The 25,856-nt window shown below is 53.9% G+C and carries 27 protein-coding genes, 1 tRNA gene and 1 pseudogene; 17 read left to right on the forward strand and 12 right to left on the reverse strand.

Annotated elements, in window-relative coordinates; genetic code table 11:
• Positions 1-85 precede the first annotated feature (85 nt).
• Together gmd and HO274_RS05045 are read right to left on the reverse strand one after the other, a co-directional pair.
• Positions 86-1,171 (reverse strand): GDP-mannose 4,6-dehydratase, encoded by a 1,086-nt coding sequence (gmd, locus tag HO274_RS05040; RefSeq protein WP_273121896.1) that lies wholly within the window; start codon positions 1,169-1,171, stop codon positions 86-88.
• Between the two features lie 21 nt (positions 1,172-1,192).
• The gene (locus HO274_RS05045) at positions 1,193-2,239 is read right to left on the reverse strand and encodes a GDP-mannose 4,6-dehydratase (protein WP_031597290.1); all 1,047 of its coding nucleotides are present in this window, start codon (positions 2,237-2,239) and stop codon (positions 1,193-1,195) included.
• A 235-nt stretch (positions 2,240-2,474) separates the two neighbouring features.
• Between HO274_RS05045 and HO274_RS05050 the strand changes: the two genes are divergently transcribed.
• The 4 genes from HO274_RS05050 to HO274_RS05065 all read left to right on the forward strand — a co-directional run bounded on the left by HO274_RS05050 (position 2,475) and on the right by HO274_RS05065 (position 5,584).
• Complete coding sequence (locus HO274_RS05050) at positions 2,475-3,566, forward strand: Druantia anti-phage system protein DruA (RefSeq protein ID WP_273121898.1); 1,092 nt, start codon at positions 2,475-2,477, stop codon at positions 3,564-3,566.
• Positions 3,567-3,604: 38 nt separating this feature from the next.
• The gene (locus tag HO274_RS05055; protein ID WP_420537376.1) at positions 3,605-4,279 is read left to right on the forward strand and encodes an ISAs1 family transposase; all 675 of its coding nucleotides are present in this window, start codon (positions 3,605-3,607) and stop codon (positions 4,277-4,279) included.
• Between the two features lie 152 nt (positions 4,280-4,431).
• Positions 4,432-4,749 (forward strand): hypothetical protein, encoded by a 318-nt coding sequence (locus HO274_RS05060; protein ID WP_273121899.1) that lies wholly within the window; start codon positions 4,432-4,434, stop codon positions 4,747-4,749.
• Between the two features lie 73 nt (positions 4,750-4,822).
• Positions 4,823-5,584: a Crp/Fnr family transcriptional regulator gene (locus HO274_RS05065; protein ID WP_082783054.1), complete on the forward strand. Its 762-nt coding sequence runs from the start codon at positions 4,823-4,825 to the stop codon at positions 5,582-5,584.
• A gap of 26 nt (positions 5,585-5,610) precedes the next feature.
• On the opposite strand, the gene HO274_RS05070 is transcribed toward HO274_RS05065, so the two are convergent.
• On the reverse strand, positions 5,611-6,225 hold the full coding sequence (locus tag HO274_RS05070; RefSeq protein WP_273121901.1) for a hypothetical protein: 615 nt from the start codon (positions 6,223-6,225) through the stop codon (positions 5,611-5,613).
• A 197-nt stretch (positions 6,226-6,422) separates the two neighbouring features.
• On the opposite strand from HO274_RS05070, the gene tnpA (HO274_RS05075) reads away from it, so the two are divergent.
• Positions 6,423-6,830 (forward strand): IS200/IS605 family transposase, encoded by a 408-nt coding sequence (tnpA, locus tag HO274_RS05075; RefSeq protein ID WP_273121903.1) that lies wholly within the window; start codon positions 6,423-6,425, stop codon positions 6,828-6,830.
• Positions 6,827-8,353 (forward strand): transposase, encoded by a 1,527-nt coding sequence (locus HO274_RS05080; protein WP_273121905.1) that lies wholly within the window; start codon positions 6,827-6,829, stop codon positions 8,351-8,353. Before tnpA (HO274_RS05075) ends, HO274_RS05080 begins: the two co-directional genes overlap by 4 nt.
• Before the next feature lie 12 nt (positions 8,354-8,365).
• Here HO274_RS05080 and tnpA (HO274_RS05085) read toward each other — a convergent pair whose 3' ends face one another.
• On the reverse strand, positions 8,366-8,782 hold the full coding sequence (tnpA, locus tag HO274_RS05085; RefSeq protein WP_273121906.1) for an IS200/IS605 family transposase: 417 nt from the start codon (positions 8,780-8,782) through the stop codon (positions 8,366-8,368).
• Positions 8,783-8,806: 24 nt separating this feature from the next.
• Between tnpA (HO274_RS05085) and HO274_RS05090 the strand changes: the two genes are divergently transcribed.
• Complete coding sequence (locus HO274_RS05090; RefSeq protein ID WP_273121908.1) at positions 8,807-10,042, forward strand: RNA-guided endonuclease InsQ/TnpB family protein; 1,236 nt, start codon at positions 8,807-8,809, stop codon at positions 10,040-10,042.
• 57 nt (positions 10,043-10,099) lie between these two features.
• Here the strand turns inward: HO274_RS05090 and HO274_RS05095 are convergent, their stop codons facing one another.
• From HO274_RS05095 to HO274_RS05105, 3 genes are read right to left on the reverse strand one after another with little or no spacing between them, the layout of a single operon-like run.
• Positions 10,100-11,479: a TolC family outer membrane protein gene (locus HO274_RS05095; protein ID WP_273121910.1), complete on the reverse strand. Its 1,380-nt coding sequence runs from the start codon at positions 11,477-11,479 to the stop codon at positions 10,100-10,102.
• A gap of 4 nt (positions 11,480-11,483) precedes the next feature.
• Positions 11,484-12,842 (reverse strand): HlyD family type I secretion periplasmic adaptor subunit, encoded by a 1,359-nt coding sequence (locus HO274_RS05100; RefSeq protein WP_031597281.1) that lies wholly within the window; start codon positions 12,840-12,842, stop codon positions 11,484-11,486.
• A complete protein-coding gene (locus tag HO274_RS05105; protein WP_062187189.1) occupies positions 12,839-14,596 on the reverse strand; it encodes a type I secretion system permease/ATPase in 1,758 nt (585 codons plus the stop codon). Before HO274_RS05105 ends, HO274_RS05100 begins: the two co-directional genes overlap by 4 nt.
• A gap of 640 nt (positions 14,597-15,236) precedes the next feature.
• On the opposite strand from HO274_RS05105, the gene HO274_RS05110 reads away from it, so the two are divergent.
• From HO274_RS05110 to HO274_RS05125, 4 genes are all read left to right on the forward strand, one after another.
• Positions 15,237-15,701, forward strand: coding sequence for a DotD/TraH family lipoprotein (locus tag HO274_RS05110; protein ID WP_273121913.1), 465 nt, complete (start codon positions 15,237-15,239; stop codon positions 15,699-15,701).
• Positions 15,702-15,737: 36 nt separating this feature from the next.
• Entirely contained in the window at positions 15,738-16,001 is a 264-nt protein-coding gene (locus HO274_RS05115) for a hypothetical protein (protein ID WP_273121915.1), read from the forward strand.
• Positions 16,002-16,080: 79 nt separating this feature from the next.
• Positions 16,081-16,488: an IS200/IS605 family transposase gene (gene tnpA, locus HO274_RS05120; RefSeq protein WP_031598455.1), complete on the forward strand. Its 408-nt coding sequence runs from the start codon at positions 16,081-16,083 to the stop codon at positions 16,486-16,488.
• Positions 16,485-18,011, forward strand: a complete 1,527-nt coding sequence (locus HO274_RS05125; RefSeq protein WP_273121917.1) for a transposase — start codon at positions 16,485-16,487, stop codon at positions 18,009-18,011. Before tnpA (HO274_RS05120) ends, HO274_RS05125 begins: the two co-directional genes overlap by 4 nt.
• Here the strand turns inward: HO274_RS05125 and HO274_RS05130 are convergent.
• A complete protein-coding gene (locus HO274_RS05130) occupies positions 18,008-18,166 on the reverse strand; it encodes a hypothetical protein (protein ID WP_273121919.1) in 159 nt (52 codons plus the stop codon). The two genes, HO274_RS05125 and HO274_RS05130, sit on opposite strands and share 4 nt — an antisense overlap.
• Before the next feature lie 227 nt (positions 18,167-18,393).
• Here HO274_RS05130 and HO274_RS05135 point away from each other — a divergent pair, with 227 nt between their 5' ends.
• Together HO274_RS05135 and HO274_RS05140 are read left to right on the forward strand one after the other, a co-directional pair.
• On the forward strand, positions 18,394-18,699 hold the full coding sequence (locus HO274_RS05135; protein WP_273121921.1) for a type II toxin-antitoxin system Phd/YefM family antitoxin: 306 nt from the start codon (positions 18,394-18,396) through the stop codon (positions 18,697-18,699).
• The gene (locus HO274_RS05140) at positions 18,641-19,081 is read left to right on the forward strand and encodes a putative toxin-antitoxin system toxin component, PIN family (protein ID WP_273121923.1); all 441 of its coding nucleotides are present in this window, start codon (positions 18,641-18,643) and stop codon (positions 19,079-19,081) included. The genes HO274_RS05135 and HO274_RS05140 overlap by 59 nt, the downstream gene beginning before the upstream one ends.
• A 58-nt stretch (positions 19,082-19,139) precedes the next feature.
• On the opposite strand, the gene HO274_RS05145 is transcribed toward HO274_RS05140, so the two are convergent.
• On the reverse strand, positions 19,140-20,273 hold the full coding sequence (locus tag HO274_RS05145; RefSeq protein ID WP_273121925.1) for an ATP-binding protein: 1,134 nt from the start codon (positions 20,271-20,273) through the stop codon (positions 19,140-19,142).
• A 389-nt stretch (positions 20,274-20,662) separates the two neighbouring features.
• Here HO274_RS05145 and HO274_RS05150 point away from each other — a divergent pair, with 389 nt between their 5' ends.
• The gene (locus HO274_RS05150; protein WP_273121927.1) at positions 20,663-21,910 is read left to right on the forward strand and encodes an ATP-binding protein; all 1,248 of its coding nucleotides are present in this window, start codon (positions 20,663-20,665) and stop codon (positions 21,908-21,910) included.
• 18 nt (positions 21,911-21,928) lie between these two features.
• Here the strand turns inward: HO274_RS05150 and HO274_RS05155 are convergent, their stop codons facing one another.
• Both HO274_RS05155 and HO274_RS05160 read right to left on the reverse strand, forming a co-directional pair.
• The gene (locus HO274_RS05155; RefSeq protein WP_273121929.1) at positions 21,929-23,251 is read right to left on the reverse strand and encodes a HipA domain-containing protein; all 1,323 of its coding nucleotides are present in this window, start codon (positions 23,249-23,251) and stop codon (positions 21,929-21,931) included.
• On the reverse strand, positions 23,248-23,541 hold the full coding sequence (locus tag HO274_RS05160; protein WP_273121931.1) for a helix-turn-helix domain-containing protein: 294 nt from the start codon (positions 23,539-23,541) through the stop codon (positions 23,248-23,250). Before HO274_RS05160 ends, HO274_RS05155 begins: the two co-directional genes overlap by 4 nt.
• Before the next feature lie 287 nt (positions 23,542-23,828).
• Here HO274_RS05160 and HO274_RS05165 point away from each other — a divergent pair, with 287 nt between their 5' ends.
• On the forward strand, positions 23,829-25,151 hold the full coding sequence (locus tag HO274_RS05165; protein WP_273121933.1) for a chloride channel protein: 1,323 nt from the start codon (positions 23,829-23,831) through the stop codon (positions 25,149-25,151).
• Between the two features lie 202 nt (positions 25,152-25,353).
• A tRNA-Glu gene (locus HO274_RS05170) sits at positions 25,354-25,429 on the forward strand.
• A gap of 154 nt (positions 25,430-25,583) precedes the next feature.
• Here HO274_RS05170 and rhuM read toward each other — a convergent pair.
• Positions 25,584-25,676 (reverse strand): annotated as a pseudogene (gene rhuM / locus HO274_RS13530) (RhuM family protein); the annotation flags it as partial.
• Here rhuM and HO274_RS05175 point away from each other — a divergent pair.
• Positions 25,647-25,829, forward strand: a complete 183-nt coding sequence (locus HO274_RS05175) for a type II toxin-antitoxin system VapC family toxin (protein WP_273121935.1) — start codon at positions 25,647-25,649, stop codon at positions 25,827-25,829. The pseudogene rhuM and the gene HO274_RS05175 sit on opposite strands and share 30 nt — an antisense overlap.
• Positions 25,830-25,856 lie beyond the last annotated feature (27 nt).

The following is a 25,856-nucleotide window of genomic DNA, read 5'->3' on the forward strand; positions in this document are numbered from 1 at the left end:
TCATTCGTCGCTCTCTTTACATCACCGTCAGGCTAAAAAATCGATTTATCGGGCGACCAGCCTAGCCCCGGGGGATAGACAAGTTTTATTCATGATAGTCGTAAGCCTTGTGACCGTGACGCTTGACCAATTCGTCCCGTTCAGCGGCCCTGAGGTCCTCCCGCACCATTTCAGCCACCAGTTCAGCAAAGGAGATACGCGGGACCCAGCCCAGTTTCTCCCTAGCCTTGGATGCATCTCCCAGGAGGGTCTCCACCTCAGTGGGACGGAAATAGCGCGGGTCCACGGCCACCACGCAGCGTCCCGCCGCATCAAAAGCTTTTTCCTCCACTCCTGACCCTTCCCAGCGCAACGCGATCCCCAACTCGGCCCCCGCCGCCTCGATGAACTGACGCACGCTGTACTGCACTCCGGTCGCGATGACGAAATCCTCGGGATGCTCTTGCTGCAGCATCATCCATTGCATTTCCACATAGTCCTTGGCATGGCCCCAATCCCGCCTGGAATCCAGGTTACCTATGTAGAGGCAGTCCTGCAGGCCCAACTTGATGCGGGCCAGGGCGCGGGTCACCTTGCGCGTCACGAAGGTTTCTCCGCGCAAGGGCGACTCGTGGTTGAACAAAATCCCATTACAGGCATACATGCCGTAAGCCTCGCGGTAATTTACCGTGATCCAGTAGGCGTACAACTTGGCTACGGCATAGGGGCTGCGAGGATAGAAAGGGGTCGTCTCTTTTTGGGGAACCTCCTGCACTAACCCGTACATCTCTGAAGTGGATGCCTGGTAAAAACGCGTTTTCTGCTCCAGCCCCAAAATACGAATGGCTTCCAGAAGCCTCAAAACCCCCAACGCATCTGAATTGGCCGTATATTCCGGTTCCTCGAAGGACACCGCCACATGGCTCTGCGCCGCCAGGTTGTAAATCTCGTCGGGCTGCACCTGCTGGATGATACGAATCAAACAACTCGAATCGGTCAGATCCCCATAATGCAATACAAAATCCTGTCCCGCGATATGTGGATCATGATACAGATGATCGATACGATCGGTATTAAACAGTGAACTGCGCCGCTTGATGCCATGCACTTCATAGCCCTTTTCCAACAACAATTCGGCCAAATAGGCCCCATCCTGTCCGGTCACTCCGGTGATCAACGCAACTTTTGCCATGTCAGCCCCACAAAAACAAATTTATAAAGAACCGGGTAAGGTATTTTGAATCTTCATCAAGCGCTGCTTCTGAACGTCCACCATTTTAGAGACCATGGACTCGAAATTCACTGAAGGCTTCCAACCCAGCCGTGCATGGGCCAAAGAAGAGTCCGCCAGGGTCCGCCCACTTTCCAGGGGTCGAACCAATGCGGGATCGCTCGCCACAAAATCGTTCCAGTCGAGCCCCACACTTCCATAGGCCACCGCACATAAATCGCGCAAGGAATGCAACTGCCCCGTACCAATCACAAAATCTTCAGGGTTATCCTGTTGCAACATACGCCACATGGCTTCCACGAAATCGGGGGCATACCCCCAATCCCTGAACACTTCCAACATTCCCAGAAAAAGTTTACCTCCCTGCACAATGGGGCGACCTCGTTCATTCAAACCAGGAGAGTCAAGAATCCCCAAAGCCGCACATGCAGCCCCATAGGCCACTTTCTGAGACAAAAAATGCACAGGACGCCGTTCGCTCTCATGATTGAACAGTATCCCGCAGGAAATGAACATCCCGTAACTTTGACGATAAATACGCGCCATCTGATGGGCATAAACCTTGGCAGCCGCGTAGGGATTGGCCGCATCAAAAGGGGTATGCTCGTTCTGGGGCCATGAAGTCGTCCGACCAAACATCTCGGAAGAAGAGGCATGAAATACCCGGCATCGAGGTCTTACCCTGCGCACTGCGTCAAACAGGAGAACCGGACCCAGTCCATTGATCATCATGGTTTCTGTGGGATGAGCCCACGATTCACCCGGACGGGACTGAGAAGCCAGGTTGTAAATCTCGTCGGGTTTTGCCTCCTCAACCGCAGAGGAAATATCCTCCGCCACAACCAGATCCCCAAACAGCATTTCTATCCGCGTGCCCAGTTGGGCGAATACCGCAGATCGAAACCAACTTTCCTGACGGGCAAACCCAAATACCCGATACCCCTTGTCCAACAACAGTTCTGCCAAGTAAGAACCATCCTGGCCTGTAATGCCTGTAATGACCGCACGTTTTGGTTCCCCCTTTGACATGGGTCATCGCCCCTTGACATCCTCTACAGGTAGGAATTGTATATCAGTTTCTGACCTCAAGGGACCTATTCCAAGGTGCCTGCCGCTCAGAAAAACAGTCAAAAACCGGTTTAACCGGAATTGAAGCGTCATCGTAACATCAGGGTGAATTTGCCCTCCTGTAAATGGCAACTAAAACCAGCTGGTTACCATGTAGGGCTGGACATTGCCGAAGACTTCTGGTATAAATCACCGAATGGAACCAACGAACCTCGCCAGCAAAGTGCTATCAGAGATCCAGGTACGCCCTGTGGAACGGGGCGAGGAGACGCGCTATCAAGAGCAGATGGCGCGCCACCATTACCTTGGAGGACTACCGAAGATCGGTGAAACGGTGTGGTACGTTGCGACTTGGCGGGAAGAATGGGTAGCGCAACTGAGCATATCGGCGGCGGCGCTGAAATGCGGCGTTCGTGACCGGTGGATCGGCTGGGACTTTCGCTCGCAGTATGGACGGCTCAAACTGATTGCCAACAATAGTCGCTTCCTGATTCTTCCCGACTGGCACCGGCCGAATATTGGCTCACGCGTTCTGTCGCTGACCGAACGCCGGGTCGTCACTGATTGGCAGACGCGCTTTGGTCATCCGTTACTGCTGCTGGAGACCTTTGTCGATCCCCGGCGCTTCCATGGTGGCGTGTATCGCGCAGCCAACTGGATCGAGTTGGGACTGACCCAGGGATATCGACGTACCCGAGAAGGCTACAGCGCGGAAGCCGATGCCCCCAAGCGGGTGTTTGTTCGCACCCTGTGTCGCAATCCTCAGGGGCAATTGACCCATCCCAACCGAGCACACCTTCAACTCACAGGAGCCCCCAAGATCATGCTCAATGCCGAACAGATGCGCATGCTGCCGCAGTGTTTCACGACAATTGCCGATCCGCGCCGCGCTCATGGGATACGTCATCGCCTGCCTGTCGTACTGGGCATCGCGGCGGGAGCAACGCTGTGCGGCATGCGCGGCTATAAAGCCATCTCTGATTGGGCCGATGCCCTGGGACAGCAAGCCCGCGAGCGGTTCGGTTGTCGGCGTGAGAAAGGAAGTTATGTCGTCCCTAGTGAATTCGTCATCCGCGACTGTCTGGTTCGCATCGAACCGGACGCGCTGGATCGGGCACTCAATGCCTGGAATGCGGCGTGGGGGAAGAAAGACGATGCGTTGGCACTCGATGGCAAGACCATGAAGAATGCCATTGACGAGGCGGGACATCAAACTCATATCATGAGCGTTGTCGGGCATCAATCTAAAATCTGTCACGCCCAAAAAAAGTCGGTACCTTGCCCGTAAAGGGCAGTGATGAGCAGAAGCGCACGAACGAAATCGGCATGGCGATTCCGTTGCTCGACACCTGTGACCTCGCAGGTGTCGATATCACGGGCGACGCTCTGCTGACCCAGCGCGCACTGGCAAACTATATCGTTGAGCAGCAGGCGCATTATCACTTCACCGCCAAGGGCAACCAACCCGGACTGCAACGCGATATCGCGTTGCTGTTCGAGAAGCGCGGACCCGCCGACTTCGTCGAGATGAGTTCTGCCGATCATGGTCGCATCGAGACGCGGCGTATTTGGTGCAGCACGGCACTCAATGCCTACCTCGATTTCCCCCATGTTGGTCAGGTTTTTCTGATCGAGCGTGAATCCATCCGGAAAAAAACCGGCGATTATTCGCGTGAAATTGCACTGGGGTTGACGAGTCGCACTCCGCAAGAAGCCTCACCGCAACGGGTACTGGCCGTAAACCGAGGGCATTGGAGCATCGAAAGCGTTCATTACATCATCGACTGGAACTATGATGAGGATCGCAGCCGTATCCATACCGGTTTTGGCCCGGAAAACATTTCCCGTCTGCGCCGCTTCGCGGTCGGGATACTCAAGTCATTCCAGAAACCCAATCAATCCATCGCCGAGTTGATGCGCAAACTCAGCTTCCGCACACGCCTCGTCTTCGACTACCTGCGGATGACAAACAACTCGGCAACTGTGTCGCTCAGAAATTGAGAACAAATTTACCGTGATCGTAACATTGACATACATGACAGGGTTGTGGTCCTGTGGCAAAATGGTGGGGCACTGCTCTGGACCGGCCCGTTCCATCTTCGGACCCAACGAATGTCGAAGCGTGTTTTCTTCCTTCATGACCGTTTTTCTCCATGACCTTTCTGGCTTTCCTCTTTCTGGTTTTGCTCCTGGTGGCTCTGGCCGAATGGCCCAGGGCCTTTGTGCGCTGGTTCGTGCGTGAACCAGAGTTCCTGTGGACCGGAACAGGAAAGTTGGCCGAACCTGTTCCCGTGGCAGATTGGCGGCGGGTGCTTGAAGTGCCCCTGGAAGAAAAGCGCCTGGCGGTCATTAAACTGGCCTACCGGCGCAAGGCTCAGATAGCGCATCCCGATCGTGGCGGAGATACAGCGGCCATGACCCAACTCAACGAAGCCTATCGTCTGGCTCTGGAAGAACTCGAAGGAAATTGAGGCGCGCTTGACTTTTTTATGGCGCAAATCCGGTAGAATACTGAACTATGGTGTTTCTGTGATCGATCCAACGATGAGCCTCCCTCAGTCTTCTCCCGAGAAGGGGGATACGACTCCCCCCGAGTTTCTTCAGTCCGTCCCCTCCGGTGGGCGCAACAAGGTAGAGATCACGGTTAATCTGCGCAAGATTCCGTTGTTTGCCCAGTTGACGGACGCCGAAATGAAAGGGGTTCAGGAGAATCTGCGCTTTCGTTTCTTCGAGAAACGTGCCACGGTGATCCAGCAGGGAACACCCAATGGGGGAATCGTTTTTTTACTGTCAGGGCAATTACAACTGGTTCGGCTCACGGAAGATGGCCGCGCCATCAGTTTGGACTTGATTCCGGAGGGCGGGTTTTTCGGAGAGATCAGTTTGCTCAACGAACAGCCCTATGCCGCCTCCGCCATCGCCCTCAGCCGGGTATTGGTGGCCATCCTGCCGCCCGCTCAAGCCTTGCACCTGTTTGCCCATTCCCCCAGCGTGGCCAACTATCTCCTGCGTCATATGGCCCGCCAGTTGCAACGGGACGCCGAATTCAAGGCGCTGTTGGGCATCACCAACACCTCGCGGCGCATCGTCAATTTCCTGTGGCTGATCAAGAAAGAAACACCCACCAAGCAACTCGTCGTGGAAAATCTGCCGACCCATCAGGATATTGCCAACACGATCAATACCAGTCGCGAAACCGTCACCCGTTTGCTGATTCTGTTGACTCAAAAAGGCATCATTCAACGAGATGCACACCGCCTGATCATTCTGGACCCGGAAGCGCTGACCCGCATGGCCTTGGAATAACATCCGGATTTATCCGTCTCTGAAAATCAGCCCTCGTCCAGTATCGCTTGATCAGGCATGATTCGGCGCAAAAAACCGTCGAATATCGGAACCGTAAAGTTCAGCAACCCATGGGCGGGACTGTAAATCATTCCATCCTTGATCATTTTTGCACGGACCGGACCCAGGGTCGAAGATTCGACACCCATGCCCGTGGCGACATCCCGAAAACGATAGGGTCCAGCCCCCAGTTCGGCAATAGCCCGGAGAAAAGTTTTTTCACTGGGAGTGAGCCGGTCAAAACGTACCCGAAAGAAATTGGCGTCCAGCCGATCAATGGCCATTGGGGTGGCTGTTTGTATATCTGGCAAAGTGATTGACGGGCCGTGTGCCTGATTCCAACTGATGTAGCCCAGTTCCTGAACAAAATAGGGGTACCCTTCGGTGATACGGAAGACTTCCTCCAGGGCATCTGTCGTAAATGGTGCGCCGGCGGCCTGCGCCGGATCCTGCAGCGCCTTGAACGCATCGGCTCGGGACAAGGGTCCAACGCTGGGGTAAGCGAAAAGACGTTCGGCATAGGATTTGGACTGCCCGCTGCCGTCGCACCCGAGCCATACCGTATCATATCTACCAGATTTGCGCCGTAGTGCTCCAGCCATAGCGAGTTCCACGCCAGCCTTGCGCTTGGCTGGAGGTGAAGCGGCGCGACCGCGATAGCGGTCAACCCATCTCCGCGAGAATCCCCTCGCTTTCGCCCGTAAGGGCGCACAAGGTGAGCCATGGGGAGGAAAGCGGGAAGTTGGTTTTGACTTAGATTTGTCTTGCATTATATATCTAGCATCTGTATAATTAGTACATGAACGATTACACCATAAAATACAAGAGCAACCTGAACGTGGTTTACTCCTGCAAGTACCAGGTTATTTGGTGTCCTAAGTATCGGCGTTCGGTTTTAGTGAAGGGCGTTGACGTTCGGCTGAAAGAAATTATACAAGACGTTGCTACTGAGTATAAATGTGAAATATTGGAACTTGAGGTTATGCCGGATCATGTACATTTACTGGTAGAGGTTGACCCCCAGTTCGGAATACACCGGCTGATTAAGTTGATGAAGGGCAGGTCATCCAAATTGATACGTGAAGAGTTTAAGTGGGTAAAGTCCCGCCTCCCGACCTTGTGGACGAATAGTTACTTTGTATCGACGATTGGCGGCGCACCGCTTGAAGTGGTTAAACAATATATCGAGCAGCAAAAGCACAAATGAAACGCACCGCCACGCCCACCTTTGTTCTCAGCATTCCCCTGGTTGTGAAACCCGGTGAAGACCGGATACTGATCGGGCGCATGGAGGCGGGTAGGCGTTTGTACAACGCCACTTTAGGCGAAGCACTTCGCCGCCATGGCTTGCTGAAGCAGTCCAAAGACTGGCAGCACACCCGCACCATCGCCGACAAGAAATTGCGCTCCGACGAGTTTAAGCGGCTCTCGAAAGAAGCAGGGTTCACGCCTGCGGCCATCATCACCTTTGCCCGTACCTGCAAAAATGAAGCAGGCTGGAAAGACCGGCTTGGTTCTAACGTAACCCAGCGCATCGCGGAGCAGGTGTTCGCAGCCGTGCAGCAATATGCCTTTGGTAAACGCGGTCGCCCACGTTTTAAAGGTGCTTCCCGCCCCCTGCATTCGCTTGAGGCAACCACCAATGCGGCCAACATCATCTGGAAGCCTGAAACGGGCTGTATCGAGTTTGGCGACCTCACGCTACCGGCCTTGCTACCCTCCAAAACACAAGACCCGTATTTGCACCAAGCGCTCACCAATAAAACAAAGTATTGCCGCGTGCTGTGGCGCGTTGTTTCCGGCTCACGCCGCTGGTTTGTGCAACTCATGCAGGAAGGCATCGCCCCGGCAAAGCACGAGCAGGCTTGTGGCGAAATCGTTGGTCTGGACATCGGTCCGAGCACGGTTGCTGTGGTCGGCGACAACTCCGCATCGCTGGTGAAATTCTGCGATACCGTGGTTCAGCCATGGAAAGAAACCCGCCGCTTGCAACGTGCCATGGACAGGTCTAAACGTGCCACGAACCCGCTCTGTTTTAACGCGAACGGCACATGGAAAAAAGGCCAGAAGTTCACACCATCGAAACGTTACACGGCAATCCGCACCGAATATGCGGAAGTAGAACGCAAGCTGGCGGCTGAGCGCAAACGCGCCCACGGCGAGCTTGCCAACCAGATTCTCGGACTGGGAAATGTCATCCAGTCCGAAACCCTGTCTTACCTCGCCTTCCAGAAGAATTATGGCAAGAGCGTGAAAGTCAGAGCACCCGGAATGTTCGTCGAACAATTGCGTCGCAAGGCTGAAAGTGCTGGCGGCAAGTTGATTGATTTGCACACCTGGTCGCTGAAAATGTCGCAGTACGACCACACCACCGGAGTTTTCACAAAGAAGCCGCTCAGTCAGCGGTGGCATGTGCTGGGGGATGGATCGGGAGTTGTGCAACGGGATGTGTATTCCGCATTCCTCGCACGCTGCGTAATAAGCAACACGCACCACCCATCCCATATCGAAACGATGTGGGCGGCTCAGAAACCTGTGCTGCTGCAAACGGGGTGGCTGCGTTCCGAACCTGCGAAGATCGAGCCTTCGGGCAAAATCACGGTGGCAACACCGTTAGAGCAGGTCGTTTGTGATAGAGGGTTTTCCATCGGTCATGGCCTGGATGCTGTAGCGGCGACGCGAGAGCCAGGAGACCCCGGTGGGTTCGCCCTTAGAACCCCCTGCCTTTAGGCATGGGGAGGTTTAGTGGGGTGTCTCTTGCTGCTCGATGTACTGTTTGATTACGGACAATGGCGCACCACCACAAGTGATGATGCAATAACTGCGACTCCAAAATACCGGCTTCCCCCCATAGACCTTTGCCAAAACCTCACCAAAGTCCCTGCGGATTAACCGGCTGCTCACCGTCTTGAGATTATTGGCAAATACTGAGGGAGCAACCTTCGGGTTAAGGGACAACAGCAAATGCACATGGTCGGCTTCACCGTTAAATTCCAGCAGTTCGCATTCCCATTTTTCAGTGAGTTCGGTGCAAATGATTTTCAATCGTTCCAGCATCGCGGCAGAAATGCATTTGCGGCGATATTTTGTTACGAGAACCAAGTGGTAATTAAGGTTAAAAACACAATGATGTAAAGTCTTTATTGTTTGATTTGTCATAGTAACTGTATTATAATTCAACCTATGGAACTTCGCAAAATCACATATCGGATGTATCCAGGCACAAGCCAGACCGAAAAGCTGGATGAGTTGCTTGGGTTGCACCGGCGCGTGTACAACACGGCGTTGGAAGAGCGCATTCGAGTGTACGGAGAAAGCAAAAAATCACTGGGCTTTGCCGCCCAATGCAAAGAGATTACGGTGTGGCGTAAACAATGCGAAGTCTTGGCGACGGTCAACGCACAATCATTGCAAGTTACCCTCAAACGTCTAGATCTGGCTTATGCTTCATTTTTTCGTCGTGTCAAAGCGGGGGAAACCGCGGGCTTCCCCCGATTCAAGGCGGTTCAGCGATTTAGCGGCTGGGGTTACAAGACTCATGGCGATGGCTGGCGGCTTCATGCTGGCGATAAAATGCGACACGGGCATGTCCGTCTGTCAGGTGTTGGCATGGTCAAGTTGCGCGGGCAAGCCAGAACGCCAGGCATCGTCAAAACAGCCGAAGTGCAACACAAGGATGGGCGCTGGTATTTGTCTGTTACCGTGGAGTGTGAACCTCGACGCACTGGCGGCACAGAGGCCATGGGAATGGACTGGGGCTTGGAAACCTTTGCGACGGTTTGCTCGGGCGAAAACGATACGCTGTCGGTGCCCAATCCCCGTTTTTTGGATAAGCCACAACGGCAAAAAATCAAAGTGCTAAAGCAGGCGGTCAGCCGCAAAACCAACAAGCGCAGCAATAATCGCCGCAAGGCTGTTGCCCTGTTATCGGCAGAATCTCGCCGCGTCGCAAATCGTCGCAAAGATTTTTTGCACAAAACTTCAGCCAAGTTGGTCAATCAATACGGCCTGATCGCCACCGAGCAACTGAGCATCAAGAACATGACCGCCAACGGCGGAGAGTATAAAAAAGGATTGAACCGCAGCATTCTGGATACCGCACCGTCAACTTTTCTAAACCTGCTCAAGACCAAAGCGGAAGAAGCTGGGTCATTGTGGGTGGAAGTACCGACCCGTCAGGTTAAACCTAGTCAGACGTGTCACCGGTGCGGTAGCCAGCGCAAAAAACTCTTGTCCGAACGGAAGCATCAATGCGATTGTGGCGCAAGCTGTAGTCGTGATGAAAACGCGGCCAGGGTAATGTTAAATTGGGCGTTATCGGGTAACGCCACCGGGCAGGAACTGTCCGAGGCGGGGAGCGGTTGTCGTTTAGCCGTGCAGAACCGCGAAACTCCACTTATAGCCGCCTTAGCGGCTTAGGTGGATGTAGTTCATTTTCAGGTAGATTTTGTTAGACTTGAACGATCAGGAACAACCTTAGTGGGCGGCCTCGAAATGGGGAACCGCATCCTGGGCCGTCTTGACCGGGTTATGATCGAAGTAGTGGGCCAGTTGTTTGACGTCGTCCCTGCTCAAGGTACCGGCATCGGCGTTGAGGTGCAGGTAACTGTTGAGGTAATCGTAACGTGCCTTGGCCAGATCCCGGCGTGACTGATAGTATTGGGATTGGGCGTTGAGCAGGTCGAGATTGACCCGTTCGCCCCCCAGAATGCTCAAGCGGGTCGCCTTGATCAACTGCTGAGCCGAATTTACGGCTTGCTCCAGAGCGCGAATCCGGGCGAAACTGCTCAGCACCAGGCCGTACTGCTTGTACAGATCCACCAGCACTTTATTGGTTTTGTCATCCAGATCGGACTGGGCCCGCTCCAGATTGGCCTTGGCCTGACTGGACAGGGCGGTGACATAGCCCCCGGCGTACAGCGGAATGCTCAGTTCGATCCCGATGGAACGTACGAACATGTCCTGGGCAAAGGTATAGATGGAGCCCTGATTGTTACGACTGACACTGCCCACGAGGTCTAGTTGAGGCGCGTGGCCGGCCTGGTCCTTCTTGACTTCCTGCGCGCTGGCATCCACCGCATACTTTTGCGCTGTGATTTCAGGGTTATGATCGAGCGCCAGGGCTTTCCACCCCTCAAAATCCTCCGGGTCGAGAGGGGAGGGATGAAATTCATCCGTCAGGGGTTCCAGATCAGGGATATCGGTTCCCACGATGCTGTTGAAACTGCGCTTGACCGTGGCCAGGTTTTCCTGGGCCTCGATCACCTGGGACTCGCTCAGGGCATACTTGGACTGGGTTTCCAGGGTATCGGTCAAGGTCCCCTGCCCTTTCTGGAACAACCGTTCATTGGCCTGCATCTGTTCGCCGTAAGCCGTATGTTGAGCCTGAACCAGGTCGAGTTGGTCCTGGGCATACAATACGTCCGTATAGGCTTGCACCAGGCGCAGGATCAGATCCTGGGCGTGTCCGGAAAACTGGGCATCACTGTAACTGGCCTGGGCCTTCCCCTGACGGTACATGGCCATGTCCCCCAGATTGAAGAGAGGCTGACGAAGGGACAGGGTCGTCACTTCACTGATGTAGTTGACTTGCTGGCCCGGCTGGGGAGACCCCACATTCGAAATGCCCAACAGGTTGGTGCCCTTTTGATAGTCCAGAGACAAGTTGGGTAATAACTTGGAACGTCCCAGGGCCACGTTTTGCGCCCCCGCATCCCGTTCATGTTGCGCCGAACGATAGGTGGGATCATTCTGCAAAGCGGAATCCAGAGCCTCTTCCAGCCCAATGGCCCCCCCTTGAGTGGAGACCAGTCCCAAAAGCAGGACGAGGAAAGTACGTCGATGGGCGGTTCTCATGCGCTCATTCCTCGCTCATTGAAGTCTTGATGCGATCGAACAGAGGTTTGAGCAGATAACTCATCATGGTTCGATTGCCGGTTTTGATGAACGCCTCCACGGGCATGCCGGGGCGCACTTGCAGGTTCCCCAGAAGCCGGACGCCTTTTTTTGTCACTTCCGCACGCATGGTGTAGTAGGATTGACCCGTTTTCTGATCGGTGAGACGGTCTGCCGATATCTCGATCACCCGCCCCGGAACATGTGGGGTGGTGTTCCGGTTGAAAGCCGGGAAGGTCATGTCCACTTCCAGTCCCGGATGCATCTTGTCGATGAGTTCCAAAGGAATTTTTCCTTCGATGATGAGGGCATCGTGGGAGGGGACCACTTCCATCATGGGCGCGCCAGGGGAAACGACTCCCCCCTGAGTGAATACCTTGAGGTCCACCACCGTGCCATCCACGGGTGATTTCACTTCCGTGTTGCGCTGATCGAAATCCTGGCTGGAAAGACGATGCTGGATCGTGATCGCTTCTTTTTCCACATCGGTCAATTGCTGGCGGACCTCTTTCCGGAAATCTTCCAGACGCTGATTCTTCTTCAATTTCATTTCGGCGGCCTGCCGTTGGGTATACCCCAGGCGCCCGCTCTCCTCGGCCAGAATACCGTTGACTTCCGCCTGGTTGCGCTGCAAATCCAGAAAACGGCTCTTGGCCACATAACCTTCCTTAACCAGATCACGCATGTTGTCGATCTGTTCCGTCAGGTATTGCAACTGCTGGGTGCGGCTGCTCCTGGCCAATTCCAATCCGGCAGCCTGCTGTTCCAGGCCCGCGATGTTCTCATCCATGGCAGAAAGTTCATTCTGCAAGGCTGAACGACGTGCCGTGAACAACTGTTGCTGCAGGGCCATGTCATCCTTGACCCGTGGATCATCGTCCTGGTGGTCCAGTAAGGCCTGGGGAAAGCGCACGGTGGCCTTGCCATCTCGCTCGGCTTCCAGGCGAGCCTCCACGGCCAGATCGGAGTCATACTGGGTTCGGCTCATCTCTGCCTGGGCCTTGGTCAGGGTATCATTCATGCGTACCAGCACCTGTCCCGCCTTGACCGTATCCCCTTCCTTGACCAGGATGGCTTCGACAATTCCACCAGGCTGGTACTGGATCTGCTTACGGTTGGTGGCCACTTCCACGATGCCGCTGATGGCTACCCCCTGATCCAGGGGCGCAAAGATCGCCCACAACAGGAACCCCCCTACCCCGCCCAATACGATCCACCAGCCCATGCGGGTGTATACCCGATCATCGGTCTTGATGATCTCCACGGCCGTGGCATCAATGATTTCAAGTTTCTTGTGTGATAATGGATTCACGGGATTCATCATGCCCCCTTCCCTGCCGCCGGAGCGGCTTGCTGTGCTGGTTGCTGCGCCTGCTGAAGTTGCTGTTGCTGGGCCAGGTGGGCCAATACCTGGTCGGTGGGACCAAAGAGTTGAGCCACCCCATCCCGAATCAGGAGCAACTTGCTGGTCGCACTGATGATACTGGTTCGATGGGTGATGAGGACGATGGTTTTTTTGCGTTGGCGCAGTTCCATGATGGCGCGCACCAAAGCCTGTTCCCCCACATCATCCAGATTGGAATTTGGCTCATCCAGCACCAGGACTGCCGGGTCGCCGTACATGGCCCGTGCCAGTCCTAAGCGTTGTTTCTGTCCGCCCGACAACCCATTCCCCCCATCTCCCAGGATCGTGTCATAGCCCTTGGGCAATTGCAGGATCAGGTCATGCACCCCCGCGCGCTGCGCTGCTTCCACCACCAGTTCCGGAATCACCGCACCGAAACGGGCGATGTTTTCACTCACGGTACCCTCGAACAGTTCGATGTCCTGAGGCAGATACCCCAGATACGGCCCTAACTGGTCCTTGTTCCACTGCACCACATCCGCACCATCCAGACGTACCTTGCCCACCGCCGAGGGCCAGACCCCCACCAGCAAGCGCGCAAGGGTGGATTTACCCGAACCACTGGGCCCGATCACGCCCAGAACATCGCCCGGCGCAATGGCCAGATTGAGCCCCTTGATCACGGGAATATTCGATCCCGGAGGAGCCGCCGTCACATTCTCCACCGTGAGGACCCCCTCTGGAGGCGGCAGTTCCATGCCCGGCATACGCGGCGGATTGGTGGCCAGGAGGAGCACCAGGCGTTCGTAGGCACTGCGCGTGGCACTGAACTGCCGCCACACGCTGATGAGCAGTTGCACCGGCCCCATGGCCTTGCCCATGAGGATGGAGCCAGCAATCATCATCCCCGGGGTAATGCTGCCCTTGATCGCCAGCCACCCCCCCACGCCCAGTACCAGGGATTGGGAGGTCACCGACATGAACTTGGTCACGGCGCCCACAATCCCTGCCTTTTCGCTGGCTTCGGCTTGCAGGGCGATGAAACGGGAATGCAGGGTGTACCAGCGTCCCTGCAAATGGGGCAACATTCCCATGGCTTCAATCACTTCGGCGTTACGCAGGTTATTGCTGGCCAGATTACTGGAGGTAATGGCCAGAGTATTGGCCTCGGAAAGGGGTTTATGGGAGACTTTTTCATTGAGCCAAGCCAGCCAGATCAGGATCAGGGTGGTGACAAGGGAAAACAGCCCCAACCAGACATTGAATAAAAAGATGACCAACAGGTAAATGGGAAACCACGGCGCATCAAAAAAGGCAAAGAGGGCATTGCCGGTCATGAACTGGCGCAAGGCCGTCAAATCCTGCAGGGCCTGCCCCGCATTGCCGCCGGCTTTCCTGAGACTTTGCTCGAAAGCCGCCGTATACACCCGTTTGTTGAGTTTTTCATCCAGTTTGGCCCCTACCCGGATCAGGATGAAACTGCGCACGAATTCCAGGGCACTCATGAAGATATACGCCCCCACGGCCATGATCGTGACCATCAGCAGCGTCACCTCATTGCGGCTGGGCAAGACCCGATCATAAACCTGAAGCATATATAAGGAGGGGGCCAGCATCAGCAGATTGATGATGGCACTGAACACCCCGACTGTTCGAAATACGCTACGGTAGGCCAACACCGCCTGACCGATTTCATTCTGAGGGATTTTGGGGAATGAATAAGGGGGTTTCATGAAGGTTTTTTCAGGGGGTTATTATTCGGTGGCCGACAGCACCGCGTGATATTAATCACCAAAGTAAAAGTGATGCTGATCACAATAATCTAGCATATCCCCGTATTTCTGTCCACACAAACCGGACTGGGGCTTCTTGTCCCTACAGGGGGCCATCTCAGAGGGTTGCCAAACAATCCGCCAGTCCCGTTGCCGGGATGACTTCGACCCCGGGTGTCAATGGATGAACCGTGCTTATCGGGTTAACGCACATGCCACAAATATCAGTGCGATCCCCGACCATCAAGCGGGGTACATTCGCCGTAAATGGCGGAAACTCTGGTGTTTTCTGCGTTCAAAGAGCGTAATTCCACCCCTTTGTGGGATAGGTGCTCCGGTGTGTGTGGCAACCCGATAAGCACGGAATAACGTATTGCCATTGTTGCCTCCATACCTCAAAGTTAAATTTTTGAGGCGACAACTAGTCTGACACTTGGGGCAACCGCCAAACCGTCAGTAACAACTTCATGTAACACTTTCTTGTTACGAAAGTATTTGAAAACCGAAATTCAACGCAGTGCTGTCTTCAACAAAACAGCCGTTACTGACGAATTTATTTTTTACGGGCGTTTAGGCGATTGAATACTTTGGGAGAACAAGCATGAAGTTGAGTGGTTTAGGTGTTTTTGGAGCCTTGTTGCTACTGAGCGGATGTTCAATATTTCAGAAAAATGACATACCGGACCCGAACGTCAGTAACACCGCATCAAAGAATCTCAAGGATGTGGCGGATGCTGTTTATAACGAGTTGCGACAAATTAACGCGCCGGCTCCGGTACCGAGAGTGAATCCAGAATCCGTTCATGGGTGCTCTACCCGCCTGGTGTCAATTGACCTGGATGGCGATGTAATGTTGCTGATCGACGATATGGTAAAAGCAAAGTATTGTCAGGTTCGGGTGGTTGGCAAAAAACCCCCGCAGGACATTGTTCTGTCTTTGCACTATAAGGTGAAACCCTTGTGGACGGTCCTTGAGGACGCAGGGGTTCAGATGGGAAACCTCGGTTCTATCTCGGTCGGAGAGAATTCGGTGGTTTTTGACTTTACGCCAGGGGTCCAGAAGTAATGGATAAACATCCTTCTTAATATTATGAAGTACGGGGTGGTTCGTTCAAAACTGGCAAAATGCGCCGTTCTTTCCGCTGGAATCGTTTTCGGTTTTTCGGCTTTTTCGGCGGATGACACATCATTAACCGATCTGGTCAACTTCAAGGTTTCCTCAGAAACCCTTGATGCGTCAAAACTGTCTGCTATCCGGGAAAACGGTTTGGCGGCAGGGGTTCAGGGCGCGTTGAATCTCGTCCAGCACGACCAGTTTGTCGGAATGCCGACTCAACCCATCTCCGCGAGAATCCCCTCGCTTTAGCCATGGGGAGGAAAGCGGGAAGTTGGTTTTGACTTAGATTTGTCTTGCATTATATATCTAGTATCTGTATAATTAGTACATGAACGATTACACCATAAAATACAAGAGCAACCTGAACGTAGTTTACTCCTGCAAGTACCAGGTTATTTGGTGTCCTAAGTATCGGCGTTCGGTTTTAGTGAAGGGCGTTGACGTTCGTCTGAAAGAAATTATACAAGACGTTGCTACTGAGTATAAATGTGAAATATTGGAACTTGAGGTTATGCCGGATCATGTACATTTACTGGTAGAGGTTGACCCCCAGTTCGGAATACACCGGCTGATTAAGTTGATGAAGGGCAGGTCATCCAAATTGATACGTGAAGAGTTTAAGTGGATAAAGTCGCGGCTACCGACCTTGTGGACGAATAGTTACTTTGTATCGACGATTGGCGGCGCACCGCTTGAAGTGGTTAAACAATATATCGAGCAGCAAAAACACAAATGAAACGCACCGCCACGCCCACCTTTGTTCTCAGCATTCCCCTGGTTGTGAAACCCGGTGAAGACCGGATACTGATCGGGCGCATGGAGGCGGGTAGGCGTTTGTACAACGCCATTTTAGGCGAAGCACTACGCCGCCATGGCTTGCTGAAGCAGTCCAAAGACTGGCAGCACACCCGCACCATCGCCGACAAGAAATTGCGCTCCGACGAGTTTAAGCGGCTCTCGAAAGAAGCAGGGTTCACGCCTGCGGCCATCATCACCTTTGCCCGTATCTGCAAAAATGAAGCGGGATGGAAAGACCGGCTTGGTTCTAACGTAACCCAGCGCATCGCGGAGCAGGTGTTCGCAGCCGTGCAGCAATACGCCTTTGGTAAACGCGGTCGCCCACGTTTTAAAGGTGCTTCCCGCCCCCTGCATTCGCTTGAGGCAACCACCAATGCGGCCAACATCATCTGGAAGCCTGAAACGGGCTGTATCGAGTTTGGCGACCTCACGCTACCGGCCTTGCTACCCTCCAAAACACAAGACCCGTATTTGCACCAAGCGCTCACCAATAAAACAAAGTATTGCCGCGTGCTGTGGCGCGTTGTTTCCGGCTCACGCCGCTGGTTTGTGCAACTCATGCAGGAAGGCATCGCCCCGGCAAAGCACGAGCAGGCTTGTGGCGAAATCGTTGGTCTGGACATCGGTCCGAGCACGGTTGCTGTGGTCGGCGACAACTCCGCATCGCTGGTGAAATTCTGCGACACCGTGGTTCAGCCATGGAAAGAAACCCGCCGCTTGCAACGTGCCATGGACAGGTCTAAACGTGCCACGAACCCGCTCTGTTTTAACGCTAACGGGACGTGGAAAAAAGGCCAGAAGTTCACACCATCGAAACGTTACACGGCAATCCGCACTGAGTATGCGGAAGTAGAACGCAAGCTGGCGGCTGAGCGCAAACGCGCCCACGGCGAGCTTGCAAACCAGATTCTCGGACTGGGAAATGTCATCCAGTCCGAAACCCTGTCTTACCTCGCCTTCCAGAAGAATTATGGCAAGAGCGTGAAAGTCAGAGCACCCGGAATGTTCGTCGAACAATTGCGTCGCAAGGCTGAAAGTGCTGGCGGCAAGTTGATTGATTTGCACACCTGGTCGCTGAAAATGTCGCAGTACGACCACACCACCGGAGTTTTCACAAAGAAGCCGCTCAGTCAGCGGTGGCATGTGCTGGGTGACGGGTCGGGAGTAGTGCAACGGGATGTGTATTCCGCATTCCTCGCACGCTGCGTTATGAGCAACACGCACCGCCCATCCCATATCGAAACGATGTGGGCGGCTCAGAAACCTGTGCTGCTGCAAACGGGGTGGCTGCGTTCCGAACCTGCGAAGATAGAGCCTTCGGGCAAAATCACGGTGGCAACACCGTTAGAGCAGGTCGTTTGTGATAGAGGGTTTGCCATCGGTCATGGCCTGGATGCTGTAGCGGCGACGCGAGAGCCAGGAGACCCCGGTGGATTCGCCCTTAGAACCCCCTGCCTTTAGGCATGGGGAGGTTTAGGATACAAACTCGCAACGCGTGCCTGCGCCAGCGCTTTGGCCAGGGTGGTTTTACCCGACTGTCGGGGGCCAAGCAAGGCGACGGCCGGAAATTCTTTCAGCGCACGGTCAGTGACCGGAAAAAGTTTTCTCGTTATCATCCTTGCATATTAAAACATTAGATATTAATATACAAGGACACAGATGCCGTCTTGCACGGTTCTTGTTTCTAACGCCAGGTCAACTCATCTCTGCGAGAATCCCCTCGCTTTAATGTGAAAGAAGTGAAAGAAGTGAACACTTGTCCGCGCATTCCCCCATCGCGCAACCTGTCGCAAAACAGTTGTTGGTGTTATATTAAGTACCTTATCGTGTACCGGAGTGTGTCATGGATTTTGTAACCACTAAAGAACTGCGCGCGGAATCCGGCAAGGTATGGGCCAAACTGGAAGCGGGTGAAGACATTGTCATCATGCGTAACGGCAAGCCATTTGCTCTGATGGTACACACTGAATCCGCAAGGCTGGAAGATGATCTACGGGCTATCAGGGCAGAACGCTTTGCCGAGAACATTCGCAAAATTCAGCAGAGTTCCGTTGAGCAAGGGCTGGACAAAATGACAATGGAAGAAATTGATGCCGAAATTGCACTGGCGCGCAAAGAGCAAAAGGTACGCAGTGCGGGCAGTCATTGATACCAACATTCTGGTATCGGCACTGCTCACTCCCAGCGGTGTGCCAGCACAATTGATTGCCGCGATCCGCACTCAGGCCCTGACTCCTGTCATCAGCGAGAGTATTATTGCGGAATATACCAATGTTTTGAGCCGCCCCAAATTCGGTTTCGCAAGCAACCGGACTGCCCGTCTGCTCGAAGATATGAAAGGGCTGGCGCTGTTTCTAAAGCCGCAGCCTATTCCACTCCAGGACTTGCCAGACCCGGACGACGCACCTTTCATCGCTGCCGCACTCACCGCAGATTGCGTGATCATAACTGGCAATAGGAAGCATTATCCGCCGAAAACCGGGGTTGAAGTTCTTTCGCCCGCCGAAGCACTCTCTTGTCTATCAGGTTAAAATTTGCGACTGCGGTCCGGGTAGAACAGGAAGCAGATTTCATCCTGATCTTCATACATCATGCCGATAACCCTCTAAGCCAGTGAGCCGCATCGGTTATTCTGATTTTGTTGCGGAACTCTTCCTGCCGCAACCCATACACAATCTGAACGGCCTCTGCATCCGGAAAGTTTTCAGCAAGGCGTGACAAACTTCTGTGCGGTTTATCGTCGCCCCGCTTGCATTCGATCATTTGTGTCAACTTTCCATCTTCGCTGAGTGCAAAATCGATTTCAGTCCCGTCCTTGGTGCGAATGTAATGCAGTCCTGCAGATCTTCCCGCGCTATCCTGTAACAAATGTACCTGCTTCAATAACATTCCCGCCACGGCATTTTCCAGGCGCAAGCCCTGATTACCTTTCACCAGGCCTGTATCAAAAAAATAAACTTTGGGGCTTTTCAAAATTGCGCGGGCGATATTGTGATGCCACGGCTGAACGGTAAATACAATAAATAACGCCTGCAGAATATCCAGGTAGCGTTTCAACGTGGCGGGGGAAACCGCCAGATCGCGGGCCATGGATGCCAAGGACAGGGGGGATCCAACGCGTTCGCGCAATAATTCGACGAACAGGCGCATCGTATTGATTTCGTGCACACGAGAAAACTCCAGTACATCTTCACGGATCAGATCGTTGAAATACTGTGCTCTCCAACGATCGGCCAACACGGAATCATGCGCGAGGCACGGTTCGGGAAAGCCTCCTCTTTCCAGCAAATGATCCAAGGCATCAGCGGGTAGAACGTGCTGCTGTTCACACCACTCGCGCACCGAAAACGGGTGCAGACGGAAAGCAAAATAACGACCCGCCAGCGATTCACCGCCTTGACGAAATGTTTCCATGCGCGCACTACCCGTCACCAACAGTGCCTGTCCAGGAGAACGCCCGTCCACCACTCCCTTCAGCCAGCCTTTCCAGCCATGCATTTTGTGGATTTCATCCATGACGAGCAGATTGGCTCGTGGATTCCACGACTGGCGTTGCAGCACCCCCCGGTCCGGCAAGACATCCCAGTTGAGGTATTGAGCATTTCCGAACAACGGCATCAACTGACGCGCAAGCGTGGTCTTGCCCACCTGTCGCGGACCGGTCACCACCACCATCTTGGTGGCCAAGTCGTTGCATACTCTATCATCAAGGTAGCGTTTCATCGTCTAATCGTACAACAAATTCAATAAAGTCGCGACTTTATTATTTAATCATTCAAAAAAGTCGTAATTATGCCGTGATCATTGTTCCCTTGCGCCAGTGCGTGATTTCCATCACCGATCTATGGAAACACCCTGCGCAAGGACAACAGTTGTCTACATCGAGACTACAAGATTCCTGCTTCGCTACACATCAGCATTCACGCCAGGCGAATGTGCCGCATGCGGCCACGTTCACCAGGACAACCGGGTCGGAATTGACTGTGTAACGTCGAGTTTCCCAATATCCCCGCCCTGATGCCCTTTATGGGCACGCACAGCGCCGGCGAGGTTTTACGGCGCACAGGATAAACATTTCAATTGGACGGTATATTAGGTTACACTTGGTCGGCATGAACAACCCGATTTTACATCCCCGTTTTGCACTCCATCACCTGACGGATGCGCTAAAAGACACGCCGGTAGTGCTGATTCACGGCCCACGTCAATGCGGAAAAACCACACTTGCCCGAGTTGTGGGTGATGAGGCTGGCTATTCGTATATCAGTTTCGATGATGATATTTTACGAGCCTCGGTTAAAGCCGATCCGGTGGGGTTTGTGGCAGACTTGCCGGACAAGGTGGTGCTGGATGAGGTGCAACGGGTTCCCGAATTGTTTACTGCGCTAAAAGTTGCTGTGGATCGCGACCGTCGTCCAGGACGATTCATTCTGACTGGTTCAGCAAACGTGCTACTGGTACCGAAGTTGGCAGACTCGCTGGCAGGACGCATGGAAATTTTGCGACTGCACCCGCTCGCTCAGTCAGAACTGGCAGCAAGGCGGCCAGATTTCCTGGATGCCTTGTTTGGCAAAGGTTTCAAGATAAATCAACAAGTACGTTTGGGCAAGGATCTCGCCGAACGGATTGCGGCAGGCGGCTATCCCGCCGCGCTTGCTCGACCGTCATCACGCAGGCGCGTCACTTGGTATCGTGATTATATCGAAACACTTGTTCAGCGTGATGTACGGGATTTGGCACGCATCCGTTCGCTGGATGTGCTTCCACGTTTGCTTACCCTGGCAGCAGGACAGACGGCAAGATTGCTCAACTTGGCTGATCTGGCATCTCCTTTTCAATTGAGTCGCCCGACAATACGGGATTATGTGACGTTACTGGCGCACGTATTTTTATTGGAAGAGTTACCGCCATGGCATAACAATCGCTTGAGCAGGCTCGTTAAAACTCCCAAACTTCATTTGGGAGATACGGGGCTTGCCTGCGCTTTGCTTGGTGTAGATGCCGCAGCATTATGGGCAGATCGCACCCTGTTGGGACAATTGCTGGAAACTTTTATTTTTCAGGAACTGCGCCGCCATGCGAGTTGGCAGGATGGTCTGATCACCTTTTATCACTTCCGCGACAAAGAAGGAACAGAGGTGGACATTGTACTGGAAGGGAGTGGCCAACGTGTGGCGGGGGTCGAGGTAAAAGCTGCGGCTACGGTGACGGCAAGCGATTTTCGCGGGTTACGGAAATTGAAGGAAAGTACGGGAGAACGCTTTGCTGGAGGGGTGGTTTTATATGATGGCGAGGTAACGACTCCCTTTGGAAACGGATTGTTTGCTGTTCCCATACGTAGCCTATGGGACGGGGACTGATCCTTATTGGCGAGGTGTTCATAGGTCGTCTTCGCGCACAGCCAGCATAGGTTCCACCATTTCTTCCAGGCGCATGGCCTGGCTCAGCACAAAGTCTTTCAGTTTTTGCACAGTTGCCTGCTCCGATACCCGATAAACGGGGTCGTCGGCCAGGGGGCCAACTGACGATCGGGCCGCTCTGGCCATGTTGCGCATCTCCCGCGCCAGCAGGCTGCGCGGCATTCGCGTACGCTTGGCAAAGTCTGCAACGTCGTATGGTGCAACCGCGTCCAGGTCGAACTCGTCACCAAAAGCCATGGCAAGTTCATGGTCAACAGCCGGAAATTGCACCACACTCACAAGGTCGTAAAACGGAGCCAGCGCCAGTCCTTCCGGCCGGGAATAGAACGACACGTTTTTCCCGTGCGCGTCGGAATTTCCGATGAGAAACTGAAACAGCGCCCATCGTAGCAGGGCAAGTCGAATCGTTGCCTTGTTTGAAGCGTGTTGGACGACAGAGAACAATCGTTCAAAGTTGATGCCTTCCCGAATGTTCCTGACATCTCGGCCGCTACCCAGGTTACGCTCATACTTGAAGCTTACGGGCAAATCGAGGGCTTGGCAGGTATCGATGATGTGGATGCGGCGCACGCCGTCGGCAGTGCGCTGACGGTCGAAACGCTCGACCACCAGCACTGGGTCGGGAAGGCGCCGGATTTCCACGTGAGCAACCTCCAGCCTCAAGACTGCGGCGAGCCGCATGCAGTAATGCTCGTTGACCACCAGACCAGCCATGTCAGGGGTAACCGGCTCGGGCTTCAGGATGTGGGTTGAAGCGAATCGTGAGTTGGCCAAGTACATGCGATCATCAGCCAGGTAAACGGGTAATTTGTCTTGATACCCCGCAATGGACAGCCGAACCTTGCCATCCCAGATTGCAAGCGGCACCTGAGCCCGCTCGGCGATACGCTCGCGTAATTCAGTTTCCTTGATTTCGCGCAGGGATTCGTTATCTGGCCCCGGCATTTCGCCTTCGGGCAGGAAACTCAGTGCCCCCGTGGTTTCCCGCCCGATAGTGCGAATGAGGCCGTAAATATTGCTCTTGGTTACCCGCTCTGCCCGGGCAACGATATCCAGGGCCTGGCCCTCTGGCAGGAGGTTTTCGATGAACCGTCGAATATTGCCGAATGAACCGGTCTGGTTGTTCGCGCCGCGCAGGGGGAAGGCTGGTGATAAAGCATAAGCATGCTTTCCTGCTAACCAGCCGTCGTCGTAATCGAAGGTGAATGTATCCGTCTGAGGATCGAAGCGAACAGCACCGACGATGATGTCTCTGTCGTAGATATCCAGAACGTAGGTCATTTTGACGGCGTCTCTCTGTGGCTGGCGAGCAGTTCTCCGACATCTTCGCGCGGGACAACCATGAGGACGAGCCCCAGACCATCAAGGATACGCAGCAGTTTATCGGTTGACATACCGACCTGGCCGTTCTCCAGTTTAGACATCGAGCCAGAGGCCACGCCGCACAGTGCAGCGGCATCGTCGATGCGCAACCCACTCTTTGTGCGCCGGTGCCGGACGTGGCGACCCAAGTCCCCCAGGGTTTTCACTTCCGGGGTGCTTAGGGGTGGGGTAACGACAATGGTACGCATAATTTCACTTTTGTGTGATTATAGATCGCTATAAGAGGTAATCGATATAAATTTCACTATTTTTATATTATAGAGATTTTAATCACAAAAACAACAATAATCTTGTTATCATGAAACTATTGTACCAAGTTAACGTTGTCACCGCTCTTTGGGGCTGTTCCAGGGATTGCGGATGAGCGCAAAAACAGGTAGACCCTTGGGATTGTTTGAACTTGTTCGAAAATTCACGACGTATCAGACAAAGATTTTAAACACTCAAACCGTTTGAGGGGCGGTAGAATGCCAGCATGCCGCCCCCTTCCCCCCCTCCCACACCCGCGTACAACGTCAATCAGCAATTGCTGAGGTATTTGGGCCTGGCAACCGTCGTGGGGATATCCGGCTCTCTTGCCGTTCTCGCCTTCCACCAGTTTCTTTTGTGGCTGGAGGACATCCTGTACGGCTCACACCAAGGGTTGGTAGCCAATGCCGCCCACCTGTCGCCGGGGATTCGGGTACTTGTTCCGGCCTGCGGCGGATTGATTGCAGGACTGATCCTGCAATATTTCCTTCTCGCCAGAAAAAATGATTCCGGAACAGATTACATGGAAGTGATCGCGGCAGGCAGCGATGTTCCCGTGCGCTCCTCACTGTTAAAGTCGGTAGCCTCCGCCGCCACAGTGGTTTCGGGGGGATCGATTGGGCGCGAGGGTTCCATGGTCCAACTGGCCGCACTGACCGGAAGTATTTTCGGCAGCATCCTTCGCCTGACCGCTGCAGAGCGACGTTTTGCGGTGGCCTGCGGTGCGGCGGCGGGACTGGCTGGCGCTTACAATACACCGATTGCCGGCGCGCTGTTCGTCGTTGAAATTATTCTGGGCGAAATCAGGGTGAGAAGCCTTGGGCCCCTTTTATTGGCCGCGGCGATTGCCGATTTTGTGGTGCGTCACGTCAGTGGTGCCGCGCCCATCTTCGCGGCAACGCCCGGCAATTTGCAGAGCCTGATGGAACTGCTCATGGTGGTGGGAATGGGACTCGTTTCGGGGCTGTTGGGACCTTTGTTCATTGTGGCATTGGATCGCACCCATCATTTTTTTGCCCAACTACACCTGCCCCTCTGGCTGAAAATGACCTGTGCAGGGTTGGCCGTGGGGGGACTTTCGGCCATCCGTCCAGAAGTATGGGGAAATGGCTATTCGGTGATCAATTCATTGCTCCATCAATCGTGGTTGTGGCAAAACATTCTGCTTATCCTGGGGCTGAAAATACTGGCAACCATTCTGACCTCCGGTTCGGGGGCGGTGGGTGGGGTGTTTACACCCACGTTGTTTATCGGGGCGGCACTCGGGACACTGGCTGGCCATATGGCCCAAACTTTTCTACCAGAAACTTCATTAACTGCTTTTACCTTGGTGGGCATGAGCGCATTTCTGGCTGCCGTGACTCATGCCCCATTGACAGCGGTAATGATGGTGAGCGAAATGACCTCCGGTTACGGGCTCGTCCCTGCGTTGTTGGTGGCCAGCCTGACCGGTCATTACATCTCTTCCGTTTTGCATCCGCCCTCCATTTACGCGCGTTCGATTCCAACCGACCATCCCACTCAAACCCCCCCCACCATTTCATTCTGAACACAGAGAACCGGGCAATGAGATTTTTCTCGCAGGTGAGGCACGGATCGGTCCTGTCTCATTGAACAGGACAACTGTATATTGCTTGTCTGGCACGTCATTTTAAAGAGCCGTTCAATCCTCTTGGCAAACCGGCAAAAGTCAGATAGAATTGCGCTTCTCTACAATATCGATCAAAAGATATTGACCTTTCGAGGTGTCTGTCCCCATCGTCTAGAGGCCTAGGACATCGCCCTTTCACGGCGGTAACCGGGGTTCGAATCCCCGTGGGGACGCCAATAAAATCATGTAGTTAGCGGAATAATCAGACGGATCTTTCCTCCGTACGGACTCGGTACGGAAAAGCCGTTCCCGTTTCATGGTTTTTACCGGGTTTCAGGATCAAGGATCAAGGTGATTGCATGAGACGGTTTCAGGGTTCGGACTTGGCTATGTAAAACCTTTGACCAGATACTCGCGCACGCGCTCGGTGGCCCAGATGCGAAACTGGGTACCTTGCCGGGACTTGACCCGGTGGCCGACCGAGAACTGCGTCATGTAACGAAAGTGGAAGCGTTGCCATTCCATCATCGTGATCCCTTTGATCGACTTCTGATCACTCAAGCCAAGGCTGAGCGCATGACTTTGGTTACGGCAGATTCTGTCCTATCCTCCTACGGTATTCGTTGCCTCTGGTAGATGACGGGTATACGCAGGATTTCCCAT

Source organism: Ferrovum myxofaciens (genome assembly GCF_013181415.1).
In the GTDB taxonomy this organism is placed as follows: Bacteria; Pseudomonadota; Gammaproteobacteria; order Burkholderiales; family Ferrovaceae; genus Ferrovum; species Ferrovum myxofaciens.

Bases quoted from the DNA above. Each gene is read 5' to 3' on its own strand.
- gmd (WP_273121896.1), bottom strand. From the start codon at position 1,171: ATGGCAAAAGTTGCGTTGATCACCGGAGTGACCGGACAGGATGGGGCC.
- HO274_RS05045 (WP_031597290.1), bottom strand. From the start codon at position 2,239: ATGTCAAAGGGGGAACCAAAACGTGCGGTCATTACAGGCATTACAGGC.
- HO274_RS05050 (WP_273121898.1), top strand. From the start codon at position 2,475: ATGGAACCAACGAACCTCGCCAGCAAAGTGCTATCAGAGATCCAGGTA.
- HO274_RS05055 (WP_420537376.1), top strand. From the start codon at position 3,605: ATGGCGATTCCGTTGCTCGACACCTGTGACCTCGCAGGTGTCGATATC.
- HO274_RS05060 (WP_273121899.1), top strand. From the start codon at position 4,432: ATGACCTTTCTGGCTTTCCTCTTTCTGGTTTTGCTCCTGGTGGCTCTG.
- HO274_RS05065 (WP_082783054.1), top strand. From the start codon at position 4,823: ATGAGCCTCCCTCAGTCTTCTCCCGAGAAGGGGGATACGACTCCCCCC.
- HO274_RS05070 (WP_273121901.1), bottom strand. From the start codon at position 6,225: ATGGCTGGAGCACTACGGCGCAAATCTGGTAGATATGATACGGTATGG.
- tnpA (WP_273121903.1), top strand. From the start codon at position 6,423: ATGAACGATTACACCATAAAATACAAGAGCAACCTGAACGTGGTTTAC.
- HO274_RS05080 (WP_273121905.1), top strand. From the start codon at position 6,827: ATGAAACGCACCGCCACGCCCACCTTTGTTCTCAGCATTCCCCTGGTT.
- tnpA (WP_273121906.1), bottom strand. From the start codon at position 8,782: ATGACAAATCAAACAATAAAGACTTTACATCATTGTGTTTTTAACCTT.
- HO274_RS05090 (WP_273121908.1), top strand. From the start codon at position 8,807: ATGGAACTTCGCAAAATCACATATCGGATGTATCCAGGCACAAGCCAG.
- HO274_RS05095 (WP_273121910.1), bottom strand. From the start codon at position 11,479: ATGAGAACCGCCCATCGACGTACTTTCCTCGTCCTGCTTTTGGGACTG.
- HO274_RS05100 (WP_031597281.1), bottom strand. From the start codon at position 12,842: ATGATGAATCCCGTGAATCCATTATCACACAAGAAACTTGAAATCATT.
- HO274_RS05105 (WP_062187189.1), bottom strand. From the start codon at position 14,596: ATGAAACCCCCTTATTCATTCCCCAAAATCCCTCAGAATGAAATCGGT.
- HO274_RS05110 (WP_273121913.1), top strand. From the start codon at position 15,237: ATGAAGTTGAGTGGTTTAGGTGTTTTTGGAGCCTTGTTGCTACTGAGC.
- tnpA (WP_031598455.1), top strand. From the start codon at position 16,081: ATGAACGATTACACCATAAAATACAAGAGCAACCTGAACGTAGTTTAC.
- HO274_RS05125 (WP_273121917.1), top strand. From the start codon at position 16,485: ATGAAACGCACCGCCACGCCCACCTTTGTTCTCAGCATTCCCCTGGTT.
- HO274_RS05130 (WP_273121919.1), bottom strand. From the start codon at position 18,166: ATGATAACGAGAAAACTTTTTCCGGTCACTGACCGTGCGCTGAAAGAA.
- HO274_RS05135 (WP_273121921.1), top strand. From the start codon at position 18,394: ATGGATTTTGTAACCACTAAAGAACTGCGCGCGGAATCCGGCAAGGTA.
- HO274_RS05140 (WP_273121923.1), top strand. From the start codon at position 18,641: ATGCCGAAATTGCACTGGCGCGCAAAGAGCAAAAGGTACGCAGTGCGG.
- HO274_RS05145 (WP_273121925.1), bottom strand. From the start codon at position 20,273: ATGAAACGCTACCTTGATGATAGAGTATGCAACGACTTGGCCACCAAG.
- HO274_RS05150 (WP_273121927.1), top strand. From the start codon at position 20,663: ATGAACAACCCGATTTTACATCCCCGTTTTGCACTCCATCACCTGACG.
- HO274_RS05155 (WP_273121929.1), bottom strand. From the start codon at position 23,251: ATGACCTACGTTCTGGATATCTACGACAGAGACATCATCGTCGGTGCT.
- HO274_RS05160 (WP_273121931.1), bottom strand. From the start codon at position 23,541: ATGCGTACCATTGTCGTTACCCCACCCCTAAGCACCCCGGAAGTGAAA.
- HO274_RS05165 (WP_273121933.1), top strand. From the start codon at position 23,829: ATGCCGCCCCCTTCCCCCCCTCCCACACCCGCGTACAACGTCAATCAG.